Source organism: Streptomyces sp. TRM68416, assembly GCF_014596915.1.
Lineage (GTDB): Bacteria > Actinomycetota > Actinomycetes > Streptomycetales > Streptomycetaceae > Streptomyces.
This window is the reverse complement of record NZ_JACVWU010000020.1, coordinates 62,867-83,136: the sequence shown is the minus strand read 5'-3', so window position 1 is coordinate 83,136 and position 20,270 is coordinate 62,867. Positions and strand designations below refer to the sequence as shown.

The 20,270-nt window shown below is 71.3% G+C and carries 14 protein-coding genes; 4 read left to right on the top strand and 10 right to left on the bottom strand.

Translation table 11 applies throughout. The features are described 5' to 3' along the window. Positions 1-33: 33 nt before the first annotated feature. From ICC28_RS28675 to ICC28_RS28645, 7 genes are all read right to left on the bottom strand, one after another. Positions 34-915: an HpcH/HpaI aldolase/citrate lyase family protein gene (locus ICC28_RS28675; protein ID WP_188291636.1), complete on the bottom strand. Its 882-nt coding sequence runs from the start codon at positions 913-915 to the stop codon at positions 34-36. Further along, entirely contained in the window at positions 912-2,102 is a 1,191-nt protein-coding gene (locus ICC28_RS28670) for a CaiB/BaiF CoA transferase family protein (protein ID WP_188291635.1), read from the bottom strand. Before ICC28_RS28670 ends, ICC28_RS28675 begins: the two co-directional genes overlap by 4 nt. Then, positions 2,099-2,230, bottom strand: a complete 132-nt coding sequence (locus ICC28_RS41155) for a hypothetical protein (protein ID WP_262928504.1) — start codon at positions 2,228-2,230, stop codon at positions 2,099-2,101. Before ICC28_RS41155 ends, ICC28_RS28670 begins: the two co-directional genes overlap by 4 nt. After that, on the bottom strand, positions 2,227-3,666 hold the full coding sequence (locus ICC28_RS28665) for an ADP-ribosylglycohydrolase family protein (RefSeq protein WP_188291634.1): 1,440 nt from the start codon (positions 3,664-3,666) through the stop codon (positions 2,227-2,229). The genes ICC28_RS41155 and ICC28_RS28665 overlap by 4 nt, the downstream gene beginning before the upstream one ends. Beyond that, the gene (locus ICC28_RS28660; RefSeq protein ID WP_188291633.1) at positions 3,654-4,829 is read right to left on the bottom strand and encodes an ADP-ribosylglycohydrolase family protein; all 1,176 of its coding nucleotides are present in this window, start codon (positions 4,827-4,829) and stop codon (positions 3,654-3,656) included. The genes ICC28_RS28665 and ICC28_RS28660 overlap by 13 nt, the downstream gene beginning before the upstream one ends. A gap of 8 nt (positions 4,830-4,837) precedes the next feature. Next, entirely contained in the window at positions 4,838-5,986 is a 1,149-nt protein-coding gene (locus ICC28_RS28655; protein WP_188291632.1) for an ADP-ribosylglycohydrolase family protein, read from the bottom strand. A gap of 200 nt (positions 5,987-6,186) precedes the next feature. After that, on the bottom strand, positions 6,187-7,227 hold the full coding sequence (locus ICC28_RS28645) for an ADP-ribosylglycohydrolase family protein (RefSeq protein WP_188291631.1): 1,041 nt from the start codon (positions 7,225-7,227) through the stop codon (positions 6,187-6,189). A gap of 269 nt (positions 7,228-7,496) precedes the next feature. Here ICC28_RS28645 and ICC28_RS28640 point away from each other — a divergent pair, with 269 nt between their 5' ends. From ICC28_RS28640 to ICC28_RS28630, 3 genes are all read left to right on the top strand, one after another. After that, a complete protein-coding gene (locus tag ICC28_RS28640; protein ID WP_188291630.1) occupies positions 7,497-8,228 on the top strand; it encodes a VIT1/CCC1 transporter family protein in 732 nt (243 codons plus the stop codon). A 382-nt stretch (positions 8,229-8,610) separates the two neighbouring features. Further along, positions 8,611-13,212 carry a glutamate synthase large subunit gene (gene gltB / locus ICC28_RS28635; protein ID WP_188291629.1) on the top strand — a complete coding sequence of 1,534 codons (4,602 nt, stop codon included), beginning with the start codon at positions 8,611-8,613 and terminating at the stop codon, positions 13,210-13,212. Further along, positions 13,205-14,668 (top strand): glutamate synthase subunit beta, encoded by a 1,464-nt coding sequence (locus tag ICC28_RS28630; protein WP_188291628.1) that lies wholly within the window; start codon positions 13,205-13,207, stop codon positions 14,666-14,668. Before gltB ends, ICC28_RS28630 begins: the two co-directional genes overlap by 8 nt. 94 nt (positions 14,669-14,762) lie before the next feature. On the opposite strand, the gene ICC28_RS28625 is transcribed toward ICC28_RS28630, so the two are convergent. From ICC28_RS28625 to ICC28_RS28615, 3 genes are all read right to left on the bottom strand, one after another. Further along, positions 14,763-15,470, bottom strand: coding sequence for a family 16 glycoside hydrolase (locus tag ICC28_RS28625; protein WP_223189721.1), 708 nt, complete (start codon positions 15,468-15,470; stop codon positions 14,763-14,765). Next, on the bottom strand, positions 15,467-16,630 hold the full coding sequence (gene wecB, locus ICC28_RS28620) for a non-hydrolyzing UDP-N-acetylglucosamine 2-epimerase (protein ID WP_188291627.1): 1,164 nt from the start codon (positions 16,628-16,630) through the stop codon (positions 15,467-15,469). Before wecB ends, ICC28_RS28625 begins: the two co-directional genes overlap by 4 nt. Positions 16,631-16,711: 81 nt before the next feature. Further along, complete coding sequence (locus tag ICC28_RS28615) at positions 16,712-17,956, bottom strand: glycosyltransferase (protein WP_188291626.1); 1,245 nt, start codon at positions 17,954-17,956, stop codon at positions 16,712-16,714. Positions 17,957-18,464: 508 nt separating this feature from the next. On the opposite strand from ICC28_RS28615, the gene ICC28_RS28610 reads away from it, so the two are divergent. Next, positions 18,465-20,270 carry a polysaccharide deacetylase family protein gene (locus ICC28_RS28610; protein WP_223189719.1) on the top strand — a complete coding sequence of 602 codons (1,806 nt, stop codon included), beginning with the start codon at positions 18,465-18,467 and terminating at the stop codon, positions 20,268-20,270.

The window sequence follows — 20,270 nt, the reverse complement described above, 5'->3', positions numbered from 1 at the left end:
CGCCCCGGGATTCCGGGGCGCCCCCCTCGTGTGTCAGCGAAGGGTGTCGTCGAGTTCGGCACCGCCGGGACACGCCGCGCGGGTGCTCGCCGTGGCGGAGGAAAGAGAGGGGCGGCGGGCCAGGGACAGGGTTCTGTGGGCCGCCGCCACCACCGCCGCGTCGATGAAGGTGCCGTCCGGGAGGGCCTGGGCGGACTCGTCGGTCGAGGCCGCCTTGACGATCGTCTCCGCCTGTTCCAGTTCCTCCCGCGTGGGGAGGTAGGCGCGTTCGATGACCGGGAGCTGGCGGGGGTGGATGGCGGCCCGGCCGACGAAGCCCAGGGCGCGGCCGTGGGCGCAGGACGCGGCGAGGCCGTCGAGGTCGCGGGTGTCGGGGTGGACCGACTGGGGTGGGGAGGGCAGACCGGCCGCCCGCGCGGCGACGACCACGCGCGAGCGGCACCAGTCCAGGCCCGCGTCCTCCCGTACGCCCAGATCGGCCCGTAGGTCCGCCTCGCCGAGGGCGATGCCGTGCAGGGCGGGGTGGGCGCGGGCGATCGCGTGGGCGTGCTCGATGCCGAGGGCGGTTTCCAGCAGGGCGTACAGCGGGTGGGAGGTGGCGGCGGCGACCCGGCGGATCTGGTCGGCGGACGTTACCTTCGGCAGGCGCAGGCCCGCGACGCCGGGGAGGGCGGCGAGCGCCCGGAGGTCCGCCGCCGCCAGGGGACCGTCCAGGGCGTTCACGCGCACGTGCACCGGGAGGGGCTGCGGCTCGGCGAGGCGTTCGGCGGTGGCGGCGCGGGCGTACTCCTTGCGGTCGGCGGCGACCGCGTCCTCCAGGTCGATCACCACGACGTCGGCGCCGGCCGCCAGCGCCCTGGTCACCACATGCGGGCGGTCGCCGGGGACGTAGAGCCAGGTCAGGGGGGTCGTCATACGGCTCCCTCGGCGCGCAGGGCGGTCAGTTCGGCCGGGGTCAGGCCCAGCTCGGTGAGGACCTCGTCCGTGTCGGCGCCGTGCGGGCGGCCCGCCCAGCGGATCGCGCCCGGGGTGGCGGAGAGCCGGAAGAGGACGTTCTGCATGCGCAGCGGGCCCAGATCCGGGTCGTCGACCGTGGTGATGGTGTCGAGGGCCCGGTACTGCGGGTCCGTCATCACCTCCCGTACGTCCTGGACCGGCGCGATGGCGGCCTCCGCCTTCTCGAAGGCCGCGAGGACCTCGTCCCGGGGGCGTTCGGCGATCCAGCCGCCGACCGCCTCGTCCAGCACGTCGGCGTGGCGGGCCCGGTCGGCGCCCGTGGCGAACCACGGCTCGTCGATCAGGTCCGGCCTGCCCACCAGGCGCATGACGCGTTCCGCCACCGACTGGGCCGAGGTGGAGACGGCGACCCAGCTTCCGTCGGCCGTGCGGTAGAGGTTGCGCGGGGCGTTGTTCGCGGAGCGGTTGCCGGTGCGCCGCTGGACGTAGCCGAGTTGGTCGTACCAGGTGGGCTGGGGGCCGAGGAGCGACAGCATCGGCTCGATGAGGGAGAGGTCGACGACCTGGCCCCGGCCGGTGCGCTCGCGGGCGGCGAGGGCCGTGAGCACGGCGTACCCCGTCGCCAGGCCCGCGACGGAGTCGGCGAGGCCGAACGGCGGGAGCGTCGGCGGGGCGTCCGGCTCGCCGGTGAGCGCGGCGAAGCCGCTCATCGCCTCGGCGAGGGTGCCGAAGCCGGGGCGGTGGGCGCTGGGACCGAACTGGCCGAAGCCGGTGACCCGGGTCAGCACCAGACGGGGGTTGACGGCGGACAGCTCCGGCCAGCCGAGGTCCCACTTCTCCAGGGTGCCGGGGCGGAAGTTCTCGATGACCACGTCCGCGGTGGCGGCGAGGCGCAGCAGCGTGGCGCGGCCGCCCGGGGTCGAGAGGTCCAGGGTGATCGTGCGCTTGTTGCGGCCGAGGTGCTTCCACCACAGGCCGATCCCGTCCTTCGACGGGCCGTGGCCGCGGGACGGGTCCGGCCGCGTCGGATGCTCGATCTTGATGACCTCCGCGCCGAAGTCGCCGAGCAGGGTTGCGGCGAGCGGACCGGCGAAGAGGGTGGCGCAGTCGAGGACCCGCAGGCCGCTGAGGGGTGCGGCGGTCATGAGGCGTACCGTGCGACGGTCCCGGAGCGGTACGGCAGCGAGTCCGGCGCCCCGGTCCGCTGCGCGGCCCTTCCGGCGGAGGCGGCGAGGTCCGTGTGCGTGCTGCCGAGTACGGCGATGTGGGTCATGGGCGGACTGCCTCCCGGTGGGTGAGGTGGGCCAGGGTGTCGAAGCCGATGCCGTCGAAGTCGCCGACGGAGGTGGACAGACGGTTCTTCAGGGGGGCCGTCCAGCGGTCGGGGAGTGCGGACGGGGTGCCGGCGAGCAGGGCGGCGATGCTGCCGACGGTGGCGCCGTTGGAGTCGGTGTCCCAACCGCCGCTCACCGCACGGCAGATGGAGCCGGTGAAGTCGCCGTTCGCGTGGGTGAGGGCGGCGGTGATCAGGGCGGTGTTGGGGATCGCGTGGACCCAGTGGTGGGGGTGGGTGGCGTGCAGGTGGTCCACGACCGTGTCGAAGTCCTCGTGTTCCCGGGCCAGTTGGATGGCGTGGGTGACCGCCGCGGCGAGGCGGGAGGCCGGGGGCACCACCGTGAGGCCGGTGCGCAGGCAGGCGTGGATGTCGTACGTGCCGGTCGCGGCGGTCGCGATGGTGGCGGCCGTGAACATGGCCGCGTAGACGCCGTTGGCGGTGTGGGTGAGGGTGGCGTCCCGGTGGGCCTGTTCCGCCGCGGCGGCCGGGTCGCCGGGGTTGGTCCAGCCGTGCACGTCCGCGCGGATCAGGGCGCCGATCCATTCGCGGAAGGGGTTGCGGTGGCGGGCCGTGTGCGGGGGGTCCAGGCCGAGGAGGAGGTTGCGGTAGGCGATGCGTTCGGCGGTGAAGGTGCGGCCGGCGGGGAGTTCGTCGAGCCAGAGTGCCGCCACGTCCTGGGTGGTGAAGGTGCGGCCGTGGCGTTGGAGGAGGAGCAGGTTGAGGAGGGGGTAGTTGAGGTCGTCGTCCTCGGGCATGCCGTCGATGTTCTCGGCGAGGCTGGTGGTGGCCGAGCGGCGGTTCCAGGGGTGGGCGGCGAGGAGGGCTTCGGGGACGCCGTGTGCGGTGAAGTACGTGGTGAGCGGCCAGTTGCCGGTTGACCGGGCGAGGCCGCGGATGGCGTCCAGGGGGAGCTTCTCGACGGGTTTGCCGAGGAGGCAGCCCACGGCTCTGCCCAGCCAGGCGGCTTCGTAGCGGGCGGGGGTGGGGGGTGGCGTGGGGGCCGGTGCGCTTGCCCGAGCTTGCGGGGTGCCGCCTCTCGGCGGGACGGGAGCCGCCCCGGGCGGCACGCATGCCCGCGGGCTGAGCGGTGTGGGCCAGGATGGGCAGGAGGCCTTGATCGTGGTGAGGTCGGTCGGTTCCTGATCCGTCAACTTGCTCGGCAGGTCGGCGAGTTCGTCCAGGAGGTCCGCTGCCAGCCGGCGCAGGTAGCGCGACGCCGGTTTCGGGGAGGCGCCTGCTCGGAGGGGGGCGTCCTGGCCGCCCGCCGCCTTCCAGCGGGTTGCGACGGCCGAGGGTTCTCGGCCGTCCTGGGCTGCCTGGTGGAGTTCGTGGCCGATCAGGTCCTCTGGCTGGACCCAGGTCAGTCGGAGCACGCCGGGCCTCCGAGGGTGGTGAAGGCCTGTTCGCGGGTGCGGCGGCGCTGGACGTCCCGTTCGAAGATCTCGTGGGTGACCTCGGTGAGGGTGCGGGGTGGTGCCCAGAGGTCCAGGCGGCTGGCCTCGGCGACCTGTTTCGACCAGTCCTCGGGGACGGGGGAGCCGAGGGCGCCTGCCAGGGCGCCGGCCATGGTGGCGATGGAGTCGCAGTCACGGCCGTAGTTGACCGAGCCCAGCACCGCGTGGCGGTAGTCGCCGGACGCGACCAGCAGCATCCCGAGCGCGACGGGGAGTTCCTCGATCGCGTGCAGGCGGGAGGGGCGGCGGGCGCCGAGGGAGGGGGAACGGTAGTCCGGGCCCACGGTGTCGTAGGGGGCGACCGCCTGCCGCACGGGAGCCAGCGCCGACTCGAACTCCGTGTGCCGGGACGCCACTTCGCAGACCCGCTCGATCGCCGCCCGGGTGCCGTCCTTCGCCAGGCCCAGGCACGTCGAGACGATCGAGTCCGGGGTCGCGCCGGGGGTGGTCGCCGCCGCCACCGCCGCCGCGAAGACGCCCGCTGCCTCACGGCCGTACGACGACTGGTGGGCGCCCGCGATGTCGAGGGCCTCGGTGTAGGCGCCGCGCGGGTCGGCCGCGTTGACCAGGCCGACCGGGGCCATGTACATCGCGGCACCGCAGTTGACGATGTTGCCGGTGCCGGCCTCGCGGGGGTCGACATGGCCGTAGTGGAGGCGGGTGACGAGCCATTTCTCGGCGAGGAAGATCCGTTGCAGGGGGAGGGCCTCCGCCTCCAGTTCCGGGATCCAGCGCGGGTTCGTCATCAGGTCCGGGACCAGGTGGTCGGCGATCGCGTACGCGTCCAGGTGATCGCGGACCGTCGCGTAGACCCGGACCAGGGCGTGGGTCAGCAGGGTGTCGTCGGTGACGTGGCCGTCACCCTTGTGGTACGGCGCGATGGGGCGGGCGGTGCGCCAGGCGTCGCCGTTCCAGGGGCCGACGATGCCGTGGACGCGGCCGCCGTGGCGTTCGAGGATCTGCTCGGGGGAGTAGCCCTCCACCGGGCCGCCGAGCGCATCGCCGACGGCGGCTCCGACGAGGGCTCCGGTGATCCGTTCGTCCAGGCTCGTCCCTTGGTTTTCGGTGGTTTTGGCCGTCATGGGGCGAATCATCCTCCTGATCGCGCCGGTTGCGTGGCTTCGAGGAGTCCGGCGAGTTCGACCAGGTCCGTGCCGGTGAGCCGGGGCAGGGCGCAGCCGGACAGGACGCGGCAGGCGTCGCGCCAGGAGGACGGGATCGACGCGCCGCCGCCCAGCGCGCCGGTCAGGGCGCCAGCGAGGGCCGGGGCGGAGTCGGCGACGCGGGAGAGGCAGGCCGCGGCCGGTACGGCTTCGGCGATCCGGCCGCGGGCGGCGGTGGCGAGGGCGAGGGCGACGGGGACGGTCTCGGCGGCGGCGATGCCGTAGCTGTAGACGTGGTCGACGATCTGGTGTTCCAGGTGGGGGACGAGGGCGAAGGCGCTGTCGGCGGCCTGGGCGAGGGTGAGGGCGTGGCGGGCGTTGCGGCCGATCTCCGTGCCGGGCGGGAGTTCGGCGAGGGCGGCGGTGACGCAGGCGTCGACGTCCGCGCCGGTCAGGGCGAGGGCGAGGGCGGCGGCCATGGCACGGGCGCCGTGGACTCCGTCGCCGTCCTGGGTGTAGCGGGCGTCGAACTCGGCGAGGTCGGCGGCGAGTTCGGGGTGGCCGGGGTGGGCGACGGCGAGGACGCAGGCCCGTACGCAGGCGGCGTCGTCGAAGTAGTGGGGGTTGTCGTGGCCGGTGGCGGGCGGGCGCAGGCCGGTGGCGAGGTTGCCGAGGCCCGCGCGGACGGAGATGCGGGCGCGGAGGGGGAGTACGGCGGATTCGACCTCCGGGGCGCGGTCGGCGGCGGCGGCGATTTCGCCGGCGAGGGCGGTCCAGGTGAGGTCGAGGGCGGCTCTGGTGCGGCGTTCGCGGCTGAGGTCGGCGAGGGCGGTGTCGTCGCCGGCGCGGAGGAGGGATTCGGCGGTGAAGGCCGCCCATTCGGCGTCGTCGGAGGGGCCCAGGCGGAGGGGTTCGGGGGGCTGGTTGAGGGCGATGGGGACGGGGAGGGTGGTGGTGGCGTTCTGTTCGGCGAAGGTGTCGAGTTCGCGGGTGAGGCGGCGGGTCCAGTCCGGCATGCGGGCGGCTCTGTGGCGGGCGGCGGGCCAGCCGGCGGCGTCGCCTGCGGCCAGGCCGAGCAGGAGGCCTTCGGTGCGGCGGGGGTGGTTCTTCGCCCCCGCCGCCCCTGCCCGTCCCATCCTGAAGGGGCGCTGCCCCTTCGACCCCGCCCAAGGGGCTCCGCCCCCTGGACCCCCATCGGCCTGGACGGCCTCGTCCTCAAGCGCCGGACGGGCTGAGTGGTTGAGGGGCATGGGGCGGTTGGACCCCCGTTCGGCCTGGACGGCCTCGTCCTCAAGCGCCGGACGGGCTGAGGGGTGCGGGCCTGCGTTCTCCAGGGTCACTGGCCGGCCTCCGTGCCGTCTCCGTCCGCTGCCAGGACGTAGTCCCCCGGTGTCAGCAGGTCCGCCACGTCCAGTACGTGGTGGCCGCGCATCGCCGGCAGGCAACTTCCCTGTGCCGGGCCGATTGCCTGCGCCCATTCCGCCGGGATGGTGGACGCGCCCCGGGTCGCTCCCGCCAGCGCACCCGCCACCGCTGCCGTGGTGTCGGCGTCGCGGCCCATGTTGACGGCTGTCAGTACGGCCGGGACGAAGTCGCCGTCGGCGGCCGCGTAGGCGCCGAAGGCGAGGGCCACGGCCTCGGGGGCGAGGTCGGTCCAGGGGTAGCCGCCGATGACGACGGCGGAGCGGACGGCGCGTTCGCCCCGGTGGGCGACCGCGACCGCCCGGCGCAGGGAGCGGGCCGTCCAGGAGTCGTCGGGGATGACGGCGAGGGCGGAGGCGACCACCGCGAGCGTGGGCGCTCCCGCCATCGCCGCCGCCACGCCCGCGGCCACCGCCTGGCCGCCGTAGATGCCCTCGCCGTCGTGGCTGACCGAGCCGTCGATGGCGACCAGGCGGGCGGCCTCGGCGGGGCGGCCGGTGGCGAAGACGCCGAAGGGGGCCGCCCGCATGGCCAGGCCGTCGCTCCAGGCGTGGCGGTGCTGGGCGGAGATGGGGGCGGCCAGGCCCCGGCGGAGGTTCTCCAGCGTGCCGCGTTCGCTGAAGCCGGCGCCGCGGAAGGGGCCTTCGTCGCGGTCGGCGATCCACTCGTGCCAGGCCGCCTCCACATGGGCCGGGGTGAGGGCCGAGCCGTGGCGGGCGAGGAGGAGGCCGGAGAAGATCGCGTACTCCGTGTCGTCCGTGCCGGCGGGGGTGTCGCTGACGTAGCCCGTGATACGGCCCCAGCGGGCCCGGATCTGCGAGGGCTTCATGTTCTCGGCGGGGGCCCCGAGGGCGTCTCCCACGGCCAGGCCGAGCAGCGCGCCGCGCGCCCGGTCGCGGAGTTCGGCGGCGTTCCCCGGCGCCGGGACCGGGGGAATACAGGCGATCGATGCCATACGCGGCCTCTCCTGTGGGGGGCTCCCAGGGCGCGGAACCCTTTGCGGATGTGTCCCACGGGAGGGGGAGGGGAGAGCCTCGGCGAACACAGTGTCACCCGGTCGACATCTGTGCGGACCCTGCTTCGAATGAGCGCGTGAGGGTAAAGGTGCAGGTTAGCGCAGCCTTTCCTTGCTGGCGATCACGGAACGAGTGGCGTAGATTTCCGGTTGTCGAAGAATGGAATCTGTCTAAACTTAGCCTTTCCTAAGTTGTAAAGGGGATCGTCGTGGCCATCATCGAGACCGAGGCGACGCTGCACGAGGCGCACCGTGACAATCACACCCACCGGGATGTGAACGGTGGCTGGCTGCGCCCGGCGGTCTTCGGGGCGATGGACGGACTGGTCTCCAACCTCGCCCTGATGACCGGTGTCGCGGGCGGTTCGGTCAGCCATCAGACCGTCGTGCTGACCGGCCTCGCCGGACTGGCCGCCGGCGCCTTCTCCATGGCCGCCGGCGAGTACACCTCCGTGGCCTCGCAGCGCGAGCTCGTCGAGGCCGAGCTGGACGTGGAGCGGCGGGAGCTGCGCAAGCACCCGCAGGACGAGGAGGAGGAGCTGGCCGCCCTCTACCGGGCGCGTGGTGTTGACGAGGAGCTGGCCCGGGAAGTCGCCCGGCAGTTGTCCCGCGATCCCGAACAGGCCCTGGAGATCCACGCCCGCGAGGAGCTGGGGATCGACCCGGGCGACCTGCCCTCTCCGACGGTCGCCGCCGTGTCGTCCTTCGGCTCCTTCGCGCTGGGCGCCCTGCTCCCCGTACTGCCGTATCTGCTCGGTGCGACCTCGCTGTGGCCGGCCGTGCTGCTGGCCCTCCTCGGGCTGTTCGGCTGCGGTGCCGTCGTGGCCAAGGTGACCGCGCGCACCTGGTGGTACAGCGGCCTGCGGCAGCTCGCCCTGGGTGGTGCCGCGGCCGGTGTGACGTACGCCCTGGGCAGCCTGTTCGGAACGGCCGTAGGATAGCTCGACTGGAACTTATGCGTTGGGCCGCATAAGTAGCCGTTACTCGCTGGTTTCGAATGCTTAACCACCGGGCATGAGCCGTAAGCGCTGTGGGCAATGACGCCTGCGGCGCACTCGCGGGGTGGGCGAAGACGCCCGCACCGCCCCTCGGGCCGATGGGCATCGATCTGTCCTGTTCGGTCCCGCACACTTCAAGCCACGTGCGCGAGACCCCTTGTCGCCCCGGCGTGGCGTCCACATGTTGGAACGGAGTATCCGGTTCCCGAGAACCGCTCCATCATGTAACCTGCACGAAATTTTGATCTCACCGCAGATCTCACGCAGAGGGCCAACGTCGTCCCTCGGCACTTGCCACATGCCACTGACGACGACGGGAGAGCCGATGCGTACGCCGCGCCAGCCGTCCCAGCACTCCACGAATGGCCAGAAGTGGTCCTTCATGGATGCTCGCCCTGCTGCGCAGGGTATGTACGACCCCCGCAACGAGCGCGACGCCTGTGGCGTCGGCTTCGTGGCCACCCTCACCGGCGAGGCGAGCCATGCGCTGGTCGAGCAGGCGCTCACGGTTCTGCGCAACCTGGAGCACCGGGGTGCCACCGGCTCCGAGCCCGACTCGGGTGACGGCGCGGGCATCCTGTCCCAGGTCCCGGACGCCTTCTTCCGTGAGGTCGCCGGGTTCGAGCTGCCCGAGGCCGGTGCCTACGCCGTCGGCATGGCCTTCCTGCCCGAGGACTCCGCCGCCGAGACCGTCTCACAGATCGAGACGATCGCCGGTGAGGAAGGGCTGACCGTCCTGGGCTGGCGCGAGGTTCCCGTCGCGCCCGAACTACTCGGCGCCACCGCCCGGTCCACCATGCCCGCCTTCCGGCAGATCTTCGTCAGCGACGGCGCGGCAGTGCCTGCTACGGACATCGCCCTCGACCGCAAGGCGTTCGTGCTGCGCAAGCGCGCCGAGCGCGAGGCCGGCGTCTACTTCCCGTCGCTGTCCGCGCGGACGATCGTCTACAAGGGCATGCTGACCACCGGCCAGCTGGAGCCCTTCTTCCCGGACCTGTCCGACCGCCGCTTCGCCTCCGCGATCGCGCTCGTGCACTCCCGGTTCTCCACCAACACCTTCCCGTCGTGGCCGCTCGCGCACCCGTACCGGTTCGTCGCGCACAACGGTGAGATCAACACCGTCAAGGGCAACCGCAACTGGATGGTCGCCCGCGAGTCGCAGCTCGTCTCCGACCTCTTCGGAGAGCAGCAGCTCGACCGGATCTTCCCCATCTGCACGCCGGACGCCTCCGACTCGGCCTCCTTCGACGAGGTGCTCGAACTCCTGCACCTGGGCGGCCGTTCGCTGCCGCACTCCGTGCTGATGATGATCCCGGAGGCGTGGGAGAACCACGACTCCATGGAGCCGGCCCGCCGTGCCTTCTACCAGTTCCACTCCACGATGATGGAGCCCTGGGACGGCCCGGCCTGCGTCACCTTCACCGACGGCAAGCAGGTCGGCGCGGTCCTCGACCGCAACGGCCTGCGCCCCGGCCGCTACTGGGTCACCGACGACGGCCTGGTCGTCCTCGGTTCCGAGGTCGGCGTCCTCGACATCGACCCCGCCAAGGTCGTCCGCAAGGGCCGCCTGCAGCCCGGCCGGATGTTCCTCGTCGACACCGTCGAGCACCGCATCATCGAGGACGACGAGATCAAGGCCGAGCTCGCCGCGGAGAAGCCGTACGCGGAGTGGCTGGAGGCCGGTGAGATCGAGCTCGGCGACCTGCCCGAGCGCGAGCACATCGTGCACACCCACGCCTCCGTCACCCGCCGCCAGCAGACCTTCGGTTACACCGAGGAGGAGCTGCGCGTCATCCTGGCGCCGATGGCCAAGGCCGCGGCCGAGCCGATCGGTTCGATGGGCACCGACTCGCCGATCGCCGCGCTGAGCGAGCGTCCGCGCCTGCTCTTCGACTACTTCACCCAACTGTTCGCGCAGGTCACCAACCCGCCGCTGGACGCGATCCGCGAGGAGCTGGTCACCTCCCTGCGCTCCTCGCTCGGCCCCCAGGGCAACCTGCTGGAGCCGACGGCCGCCTCCTGCCGTACCGTCGTGCTGCCCTTCCCGGTGATCGACAACGACGAGCTGGCCAAGCTCATCCACATCAACGCCGACGGCGACATGCCCGGCTTCAAGGCCGCCACCCTCTCCGGCCTGTACCGGGTGCACGGCGGCGGTGACGCCCTCGCCGCGCGCATCGAGGAGATCTGCGCCGAGGCCGACGCCGCCATCGAGAACGGCGCCCGCCTGATCGTCCTGTCGGACCGCCACTCCGACGCCGAGCACGCGCCGATCCCCTCGCTGCTGCTCACCGCGGCCGTCCACCACCACCTCATCCGCACCAAGCAGCGCACCCAGGTGGGCCTGCTGGTCGAGGCCGGTGACGTCCGCGAGGTCCACCACGTCGCCCTCCTCATCGGCTACGGCGCCGCCGCCGTCAACCCGTACCTGGCGATGGAGTCCGTCGAGGACCTGCTGCGCGCGGGCACCTTCCTCAACGGCATGGAGCCCGAGCAGGCCATCCGCAACCTGATCTACGCCCTCGGCAAGGGCGTACTGAAGGTCATGTCCAAGATGGGCATCTCCACCGTCGCCTCCTACCGCGGCGCCCAGGTCTTCGAGGCCGTCGGTCTCGACCAGGCCTTCGTGGAGAAGTACTTCAACGGCACCGCCACCAAGATCGGCGGCGTCGGCATCGACGTCATCGCCAAGGAGGTCGCCGCCCGCCACGCCAAGGCCTACCCGGCCAGCGGCATCGCGCCGGCCCACCGCGCGCTGGAGATCGGCGGCGAGTACCAGTGGCGCCGCGAGGGCGAGCCGCACCTGTTCGACCCGGAGACGGTCTTCCGCCTCCAGCACTCCACGCGCGCGGGCCGCTACGACATCTTCAAGAAGTACACGGACCGCGTGAACGAGCAGTCCGAGCGCCTGATGACGCTGCGCGGCCTGTTCGGCTTCAAGTCCGACCGGCAGCCGATCTCCATCGACGAGGTCGAGCCCGTCTCCGAGATCGTCAAGCGCTTCTCCACCGGCGCCATGTCGTACGGCTCCATCTCCAAGGAGGCGCACGAGACCCTCGCCATCGCCATGAACCAGCTGGGCGGCAAGTCCAACACCGGTGAGGGCGGCGAGGACCCGGAGCGCCTGTACGACCCGGCGCGCCGGTCCAGCATCAAGCAGGTGGCCTCCGGCCGCTTCGGTGTCACGTCCGAGTACCTGGTCAACGCCGACGACATCCAGATCAAGATGGCCCAGGGTGCCAAGCCCGGCGAGGGCGGCCAGCTGCCCGGCCACAAGGTCTACCCGTGGGTCGCCAAGACGCGTCACTCGACGCCCGGCGTGGGCCTCATCTCCCCGCCGCCGCACCACGACATCTACTCCATCGAGGACCTGGCCCAGCTGATCCACGACCTGAAGAACGCGAACCCGCAGGCGCGGATTCACGTCAAGCTGGTCTCCGAGGTCGGCGTCGGCACGGTCGCGGCGGGTGTGTCGAAGGCGCACGCGGACGTGGTCCTGATCTCCGGTCACGACGGCGGTACGGGCGCCTCGCCGCTGACGTCGCTGAAGCACGCCGGCGGTCCCTGGGAGCTCGGTCTCGCCGAGACCCAGCAGACCCTGCTGCTCAACGGCCTGCGCGACCGCATCGTCGTGCAGACCGACGGCCAGCTCAAGACCGGCCGTGACGTCGTCATCGCCGCGCTGCTCGGCGCCGAGGAGTTCGGCTTCGCGACCGCGCCGCTCGTCGTCTCCGGCTGCGTCATGATGCGCGTCTGCCACCTGGACACCTGCCCGGTCGGCATCGCCACCCAGAACCCGACGCTGCGCGACCGGTTCACCGGCAAGGCCGAGTACGTCGTGAACTTCTTCCGGTTCATCGCCGAAGAGGTCCGCGAGATCCTCGCCGAGCTGGGCTTCCGCTCCATCGAGGAGGCCGTCGGCCACGCCGAGGCGCTGGACGTCGAGCGTGCCGTGGACCACTGGAAGGCGCAGGGCCTGGACCTGGAGCCGCTGTTCCACGTGCCCGAGCTGCCCGAGGGCGCGGTCCGCCACCACCTGATCGCGCAGGACCACGGCCTGGAGAAGGCGCTCGACAACGAGCTCATCAAGCTCGCCGCCGACGCCCTGTCCGCGGACTCCGCCACCGACGCCCAGCCGGTGCGCGCCCAGGTCGCCATCCGCAACATCAACCGCACGGTCGGCACCATGCTCGGCCACGAGGTGACGAAGAAGTTCGGTGGCGCGGGCCTGCCCGACGACACCATCGACATCACCTTCACGGGTTCGGCCGGCCAGTCCTTCGGCGCCTTCCTGCCGCGCGGTGTCACGCTGCGCCTGGAGGGCGACGCCAACGACTACGTCGGCAAGGGCCTCTCCGGCGGCCGGGTGATCGTCCGTCCCGACCGGGGCGCCGACCACCTCGCCGAGTTCTCCACCATCGCGGGCAACACCATCGCCTACGGCGCGACCGGCGGCGAGCTGTTCCTGCGCGGCCGGACCGGCGAGCGGTTCTGCGTCCGCAACTCCGGCGCGCTGGTCGTCTCCGAGGGCGTGGGCGACCACGGCTGCGAGTACATGACCGGCGGTCACGCGGTGGTGCTCGGCGAGACGGGCCGCAACTTCGCGGCCGGCATGTCCGGCGGTGTCGCCTACGTCATCGACCTCGACCGGGACAACGTCAACGTCGGCAACCTCGACGCGATCGAGGCCCTGTCCGAGGACGACAGGCAGTGGCTGCACGACGTGGTGCGCCGCCACGCTGAGGAGACCGGCTCCACGGTCGCCGAGAAGCTGCTCGTCGACTGGGACGCGTCGGTCGAACGCTTCAGCAAGATCATCCCCAGCACCTACAAGGCAGTGCTCGCCGCCAAGGACGCCGCCGAGCGAGCCGGTCTCTCCGAGACCGAGATCACCGAGAAGATGATGGAGGCGGCGACCAATGGCTGATCCCAAGGGCTTTCTCAACCACGGCCGCGAGGTCGCCAAGTCCCGCCCCGTCGAGGAGCGCACGAAGGACTGGAACGAGGTCTACGTCCCCGGCTCGCTGCTGCCGATCATCAGCAAGCAGGCCAGCCGGTGCATGGACTGCGGCATCCCCTTCTGCCACAACGGCTGCCCGCTGGGGAACCTGATCCCCGAGTGGAACGACTACGCCTACCGCGAGGACTGGTCGGCCGCGCAGGAGCGCCTGCACGCCACCAACAACTTCCCGGAGTTCACCGGCCGCCTGTGCCCGGCTCCGTGCGAGTCGGCGTGTGTGCTCGGCATCAACCAGCCGGCCGTCACCATCAAGAACGTCGAGGTCTCGATCATCGACAAGGCGTGGGAGACCGGTGACGTCGCGCCGCAGATCCCCGAGCGCCTGTCCGGCAAGACGGTCGCGGTCGTCGGCTCCGGCCCGGCCGGCCTCGCCGCCGCCCAGCAGCTGACCCGGGCGGGCCACACAGTCGCCGTCTACGAGCGCGCGGACCGTATCGGCGGCCTCCTCCGCTACGGCATCCCCGAGTTCAAGATGGAGAAGCGGCACATCAACCGCCGTATCGAGCAGATGCGCGCGGAGGGCACCCGCTTCCGTACCGGGATCGAGATCGGCCGCGACCTGAAGTCGACCGACCTGAAGAAGCGGTACGACGCCGTGGTCCTGGCCGTCGGTGCCACGACCGCCCGTGATCTGCCCGTTCCCGGGCGCGAGCTCAAGGGCATCCACCAGGCGATGGAGTACCTGCCCCTGGCCAACAAGGTGCAGGAGGGCGACTTCGTGGCGCCCCCCATCACCGCCGAGGGCAAGCACGTCGTCGTCATCGGCGGCGGCGACACCGGCGCGGACTGCGTGGGCACCGCCCACCGCCAGGGCGCGGCCTCGGTGACGCAGCTGGAGATCATGCCCCGCCCGGGCGACGAGCGGAACCCGGTCTCCCAGCCGTGGCCGACCTTCCCGATGCTCTACAAGGTCACCTCGGCCCACGAGGAGGGCGGCGAGCGGATCTACTCCGTCTCCACCACCCACTTCGAGGGCGACGAGGACGGCAACGTCCAGTGGCTGCACCTGGTCGAGGTCGAGTTCGTCGAGGGCAGGCTGACCCAGAAGCCGGGCACGGAACGCAAGATCCCCGCCCAGCTGGTCACCCTCGCCATGGGCTTCACCGGTACCGACCGGGAGAACGGCCTGGTCGAGCAGTTTGGTCTGGACCTCGACGAGCGGGGTAACATCGCCCGCGACGCCGACTTCCAGACCAACGTGCCCGGAGTGTTCGTCGCCGGTGACGCCGGTCGTGGCCAGTCGCTGATCGTGTGGGCGATCGCCGAGGGCCGCTCGGCCGCGCGCGGCGTGGACCGCTTCCTGACCGGCGCCAGCGACCTGCCGGCGCCGATCCGCCCGACGGACCGCGCGCTGACGGTCTGACGGCACACCTGAAAAGACGTCCCGTACAAAGGCGTACGGAACACAGACGGCGCCTGCCCCGTCCCCGACCGGACATGGGCAGGCGCCGCCGCATTCACTCGACCTTCAGCCCCTCGAACTCCACCGTCGCGTCCTCCGTGTACGCCCCCACCCGGCCCTGGAGGTACGGGTACTCGGTGTCGGTGAACTTCACCAGCTGCTTGCCGTCGACCTCGACGGTGAGTTCGGCGCCGCGCTGGGCCACCCGGACGCTGTGCCAGTTGCCGACCTCGTACGTCTCGTGGCCGGTGGCGAGGAAGCGCTGGCCGCCCGGGTAGGCCGGGTCGCGTTTGCCGAGTTCCCAGCCGTTGGGCTTGAGGGTGACGTAGTAGAAGTGCTCGGGGTCGGTGTAGGCCCACACCAGCCACGGCACCTCCCAGGGGTTGGGGGCGGGCTCGCGCAACTGCTCGACCGTCCGCATCCGTGCCTCGAAGCGGACGTCCCCGTACGACGCCGTACTCACCACCAGGCCGGCATGCGTGGTCCCCGGATCCTCCGCGGGCTTCGGGGACAGGGTGAGCGTGTCGTCGTCGCCCGTGTTGAGGCCGTGGCCGTTGAACACCGAGTACCAGCGGCCGTGCGTGGAGCCGTCGCGCCAGGCGGCGGTGGCGGGCGGGGAGTGGTCGTCCTGCGCGCCGCACTGGTTCAGCGTGACGGTCAGGACGGTCGTCAACGCCAGAGCCAGTGCGGCGGTGGTGAGCAGTCGTCGCCTGCGCCCCCGCGGAACCGACGCGAGGCGCGTGCGCAGGGGTGACGGCGTCATGCGGTCGAGTATGGCCCCACGGCGGTCGCACCGACAGGAACATCCGCCGCGAAGTCCTCGGCCAGCTGGGCCAGTACGCGGCCCGCGGCCCGGCCGTCGCCGAACGGGTTGCCCGCGCCCGCCATCCGCCGGTACCGCTCCGCGTCGTCCAGGAGTTCCGCGGCGGCGTCCACGATGGCCTCCGGGTCGGTGCCGATCAGCCGGGCGGCACCCGCCTCCACCGCCTCCGGGCGCTCGGTGGTCGTGCGCAGCACCAGCGCGGGCTTGCTCAGGCTCGGGGCCTCCTCCTGGATGCCGCCGGAGTCGGTGAGCACCAGGTCGCACTCGGCGAGCGTGGCCGCGAAGTCCAGGTAGCCGAGCGGCTCCACCAGCGCGATGCCCTCGTGGCCGTCGAGTTCGGGCAGCAGCACCTCCCGTACGGCCGGGCTCTTGTGCAGCGGCAGCAGGATCTCCACGTCCCCGCGCCCGGCGAGCCGGCGCAGCGCCCGCCCCATGCCGCGCATCCGTTCGCCCTGGTTCTCCCGGCGGTGCAGGGTGACCAGGATCCGTTTGGCCGGGGTGCGGAAGGCGGAGGTGCCGGCGCCCTCGGCCAGCACCCACAGCAGGTTGTCGATCACCGTGTTGCCGGTGACGAAGACCTGTTCCTTCGGCACTCCCTCGTCGGTCAGATGGCGTGCGGCGCGCGGGGTCGGGGCGAAGTGCCAGCGGGCCATCCGGCCGATCAGGCTGCGGTTGAGCTCCTCCGGGAACGGGTTGTCCATGACACCGGTGCGCAGTCCGGCCTCGACATGGGCGACCGGGATCTTCTCGTAGAAGGCGGCCAGGGCGCCGGCCAGCGCGGTCGTGGTGTCCCCCTGCACCACCACCAGGTCCGGCCGCTCCAGCCGCATCACCTCGCCCAGCTCGCCGACCAGCCGGGCGGTCAGGTCGGACAACTGCTGGCGGCTGCGCATCACGTCCAGGGAGATCCGGGCGTCGACGCCGAGGAGTCCGAGCATCTGGTGGAGCATCTCGCGGTGCTGCCCGGTGGTGACGACGACCGGTTCGAACTGGCTGACGGCGGCCATCGCGCGGGCCACCGGGGCCAGTTTGATCGCTTCCGGCCGGGTACCGAGTACCAGCATGGCGCGTACCGGCACGGCTGACGGAGATGTGGACATGGAAAGCCCCCCTTGGGCGCACGCGGTCGCGTGAGGCCGCGCGCAGAGTGAGAGACGGCAGTGGCGGGGTGGGAGGAGAGATCAGGTGCGCGCGGTCTTCAGCCAGGTCCGCTTGCCGGTGAGCATCCGCCAGAAGCCCCACCAGCCGGCGGCGAACCAGATGTAGCCGTAGAACACGAAGACATGGGCGAGCAGCACCGAGCGCACCAGTCCGAGATCGCGCTCCCGCTTGGCGTACACGAAGCCGTACGCGTAGGCGGCGGTGAACGAGAGCAGATACGGGCCGAGCAGCCACAGGGGCGACACCAGCACCTCGCCACCCTGGACCGAGGCCACGGTGGTGGCGCCCACGGCGACCAGGAAGGACATCGGCAGCAGGGAGGTGAGCAGGATCAGCACCGGGCTGGACAGGTGGTAGAGGAGGTCCAGCGCCGGACGGGTGGGCACGTCCCGCAGGATGAGCGGGACGAGGCCGGCCGACTGCAGATGCCCCTGGAACCAGCGGGACCGCTGCCGGACCAGCCGGCGCAGACTGAGCACGGCCTGCTGGGAGACGGAGGCGGTGGTGCAGTGCTGGTTGGTCCAGCCCTTGGCGATCAGCCGCACGCCGAGGTCGAGGTCCTCGGTGAGGCTGTCGCTCCACGGCCCCTCCCCGTCGAGGGTGTCGAGCGCGGACAGCCGCATGAACTGCCCGTTGCCGCCCATGCCCACGCTGCCGATGAAGCGGCGGGCGCTCTGGAACACGTCGCCGTAGACGACGAACTCCATGTCCTGCATCCGGGCCAGCAGCCCCTGACCCCGGTTGTACATACGGACGCAGACCTGAACGGCGCCCGTACGGGGATCGTCGAAGTAGGGGTCGACCGACTGCACGACATGCGGGTCGAGGCGGCCGTCGGCGTCCACCACGCAGACGATCACGTCGTCGGGGTGGTGACCGGCGAGCAGCCCGGACCGTCTGAGGTGGCGCACTCCGTCGTTGAGCGCGGCCCCTTTGCCCCGGCGTGCGTCGGGCAGCGTGCGCCGGTGCAGCCGGACCCGGTCGGGGTCCGCGGCCAGCGCGATCTCGGAGGTGCGGTCGTCGGAGGCGTCGTCGATGACCAGCGCCATGAAATTCCCGGCGGGCAGAGAGGTGATGCGCGCCAGGGATTCGGAAAGCACTTTCTCCTCGTTGAGGCACGCGAGGAGAAATACATAGAAACGTTCTCTCCGCTCCGTGCGGGTACGGCGAATTCTGCGCCGGGAGAGGAGAAACAGGCTCGTGTTGTAACAGCCGGCCAGCACGATCAGGCAGACGCTCGCCCACAGGAGAAGGTCAGTGATCATGGATGCTCCCGGCGCTGACCTGCGCTTTTCTGGCTTGTCTGCGCAGTCTGGTCCGGGCGGCGAGTATCAGGCAGGCGATCAGGCAGTAGAGCAGGAATCCCGCTCCCGCCGTTGCCTGCAACGCTTTGGCCAAAGGTAGACCCGGTATCGCTTCCGGTGCGGCCATGGCCCCGGCGAGGGGCAGCAGTGCCCCCAGAGCGGGTCGTCCGTACATTGTCCCCCCATATTTTGCAGCGCGTCCCCATCGCGCGAAGGTGAACGTAGCAGACCGCCGGGCCGCGCAAGAAGAGGATTCGAAAAAAGGGGGATGGGCGATCGCCGCAGGGGTCCACCGGCCCCGCAGGAATTCACCCTTCGGCCCATTGACACCCTTCTTGATCGCCGAGAACAATCGGTGCCTTCTTGTCGGAAAACGCCCCGGCCGAAAAACGGCGGGGTGGGGGGAATGATCGTGAGACCAGTGATCCGACCGCGCAGAACCAGAATCTCCAGGCTTTCCGTCCTGCTGTTGCTCGTAGCCGCGCTGCTCAGCGGCTCCTTCCTGGCCGCCGGCGCCCAGGCCGCCGGAAAACCCGACCGGCACGGGGGCGAGTCCACCGGCACCCGGTCCGGACTCAACCGCGTCGACCTCAAGGCCTGGGCGAAGGCCCAGCTCAAGGCGGACCGGGCACGCCACGACCGGGTACGCGCCCGCACGTCCGCGGCCGTCACCCCGGCGAGCACGACGGTGACCTCGCTCGCCTCCGCCGTCACCCGCCAGGCGGAACTGCTCGCCCCGGCCGCGGTCGGCCCCGCGGCCGAGCCCGCCACCCTCGTCCTCTACGACACCGCCGGCCCTTACGGGCACCTCGGCGAGCTGTACGCCATGGCCGCCGCCAACCTCGCCGGGCACTTCGGCACGGTGACGGCGAAGCCCGTCTCGCAGTACACCGCGGGCGCCGTCGAGCAGTACACGGCCACGATCTACATCGGGTCGACCTACTACTGCTGCGACATCCCGGACGCGGTCCCGGCCGCCTTCTACCAGGACGCGATGGCCACCACCAAGCCCGTGACCTGGATCGGCGCCAACATCTGGAACATGGCCAACGCCGTCGGGGTGACCCAGTTCGCCACGAAGTACGGCTGGGACCCGACGTCGTCGTACTACGAGGACGGCGGTTCGATCGGTACCGTCACACAGGTGACGTACAAGGGCCAGACGCTCACCCGGAAGATCCCGGCCGGGCAGGACGGCGGCGTGCTGCGCCCCAACGTCCTGACGGGCACCGGGTATCCGCCGGTCACCCGGCTCGCGGAGGGGCTCGACACCTCCAACGGGAACACCTTCGGATGGGCGGTCCGCTCGTCCAACCTCACCTACATCGGTGAGATCCCCTTCGCCTACGTCTCCGAGAGCGACCGGGTCATCGTCTTCGAGGACCTGCTCTTCGACGCCCTCGCGCCGGACACGGCCGAGCGGCACCGGGCGGTCGTCCGGCTGGAGGACATCAGCCCCAAGTCCGAACCGGCCGAGCTGCGGGCCATCGCCGACTACCTGTACGCGCAGCGGATCCCCTACGGCATCAACGTGATCCCGGTCTACACCGACCCCAACGGCGCCTACAACAACGGCGTCCCGGAGACGATCCGGCTCTCGCAGCGGCCTCAGCTGGTCAACACCCTGAAGTACATGCTGGCCAGGGGCGCGGTGCTGATGAACCACGGCTACACGCACCAGTACGGCAACGCGGCCAACCCGTACAACGGCGTCAGCGGCGACGACTTCGAGTTCTACCGGGCGCACGTGGACGCCAACGACAGCGTGATCTACGACGGTCCGGTCGCGGAGGACTCCACCGCCTGGGCGCAGGGACGGGTCGACAGCGCTCTCGCCGAGTTCGCGGCGGCGGGGCTGCCGAGGCCGCACCTGTGGACCACCCCGCACTACGCGGGTTCCGCCACCGATTACCGGGTCTTCAGTTCTAATTTCTCGGCCCGCCTCGAACGGTCGTTGTATTTCGCCGGAACTCTCAGCGGAGTCCCGTCGGACCCGAACCGTTTCATCGGACAGTTCTTCCCCTACGTGGTGCGTGATGTGTACGGGACGAAGGTGATTCCGGAAAACATCGGGAATTACGAGCCGGAGGAATTCAACAACCACCCGCCACGGCTGCCGGCCGATCTGATCGCCTCGGCCAAGGCCAACCTCGCGGTACGGGACGGCTTCGCCAGCTTCTTCTACCACCCGTACTTCCCGGTCCAGCCGCTGCGCGAGACGGTCGAGGGCATCAAGGCCCTGGGCTACACCTTCGTCAGCCCCGCAAGCCTGTGA

Excerpts from the sequence above, each read along its gene's own strand:
- ICC28_RS28675 (WP_188291636.1), bottom strand. The coding sequence starts at position 915 with ATGACGACCCCCCTGACCTGGCTCTACGTCCCCGGCGACCGCCCGCAT.
- ICC28_RS28630 (WP_188291628.1), top strand. The coding sequence starts at position 13,205 with ATGGCTGATCCCAAGGGCTTTCTCAACCACGGCCGCGAGGTCGCCAAG.
- ICC28_RS28645 (WP_188291631.1), bottom strand. The coding sequence starts at position 7,227 with ATGGCATCGATCGCCTGTATTCCCCCGGTCCCGGCGCCGGGGAACGCC.
- ICC28_RS28660 (WP_188291633.1), bottom strand. The coding sequence starts at position 4,829 with ATGACGGCCAAAACCACCGAAAACCAAGGGACGAGCCTGGACGAACGG.
- wecB (WP_188291627.1), bottom strand. The coding sequence starts at position 16,630 with ATGTCCACATCTCCGTCAGCCGTGCCGGTACGCGCCATGCTGGTACTC.
- ICC28_RS28625 (WP_223189721.1), bottom strand. The coding sequence starts at position 15,470 with ATGACGCCGTCACCCCTGCGCACGCGCCTCGCGTCGGTTCCGCGGGGG.
- ICC28_RS28655 (WP_188291632.1), bottom strand. The coding sequence starts at position 5,986 with ATGGGACGGGCAGGGGCGGCGGGGGCGAAGAACCACCCCCGCCGCACC.
- ICC28_RS28615 (WP_188291626.1), bottom strand. The coding sequence starts at position 17,956 with ATGATCACTGACCTTCTCCTGTGGGCGAGCGTCTGCCTGATCGTGCTG.
- ICC28_RS28670 (WP_188291635.1), bottom strand. The coding sequence starts at position 2,102 with ATGACCGCCGCACCCCTCAGCGGCCTGCGGGTCCTCGACTGCGCCACC.
- gltB (WP_188291629.1), top strand. The coding sequence starts at position 8,611 with ATGCGTACGCCGCGCCAGCCGTCCCAGCACTCCACGAATGGCCAGAAG.
- ICC28_RS41155 (WP_262928504.1), bottom strand. The coding sequence starts at position 2,230 with ATGACCCACATCGCCGTACTCGGCAGCACGCACACGGACCTCGCCGCC.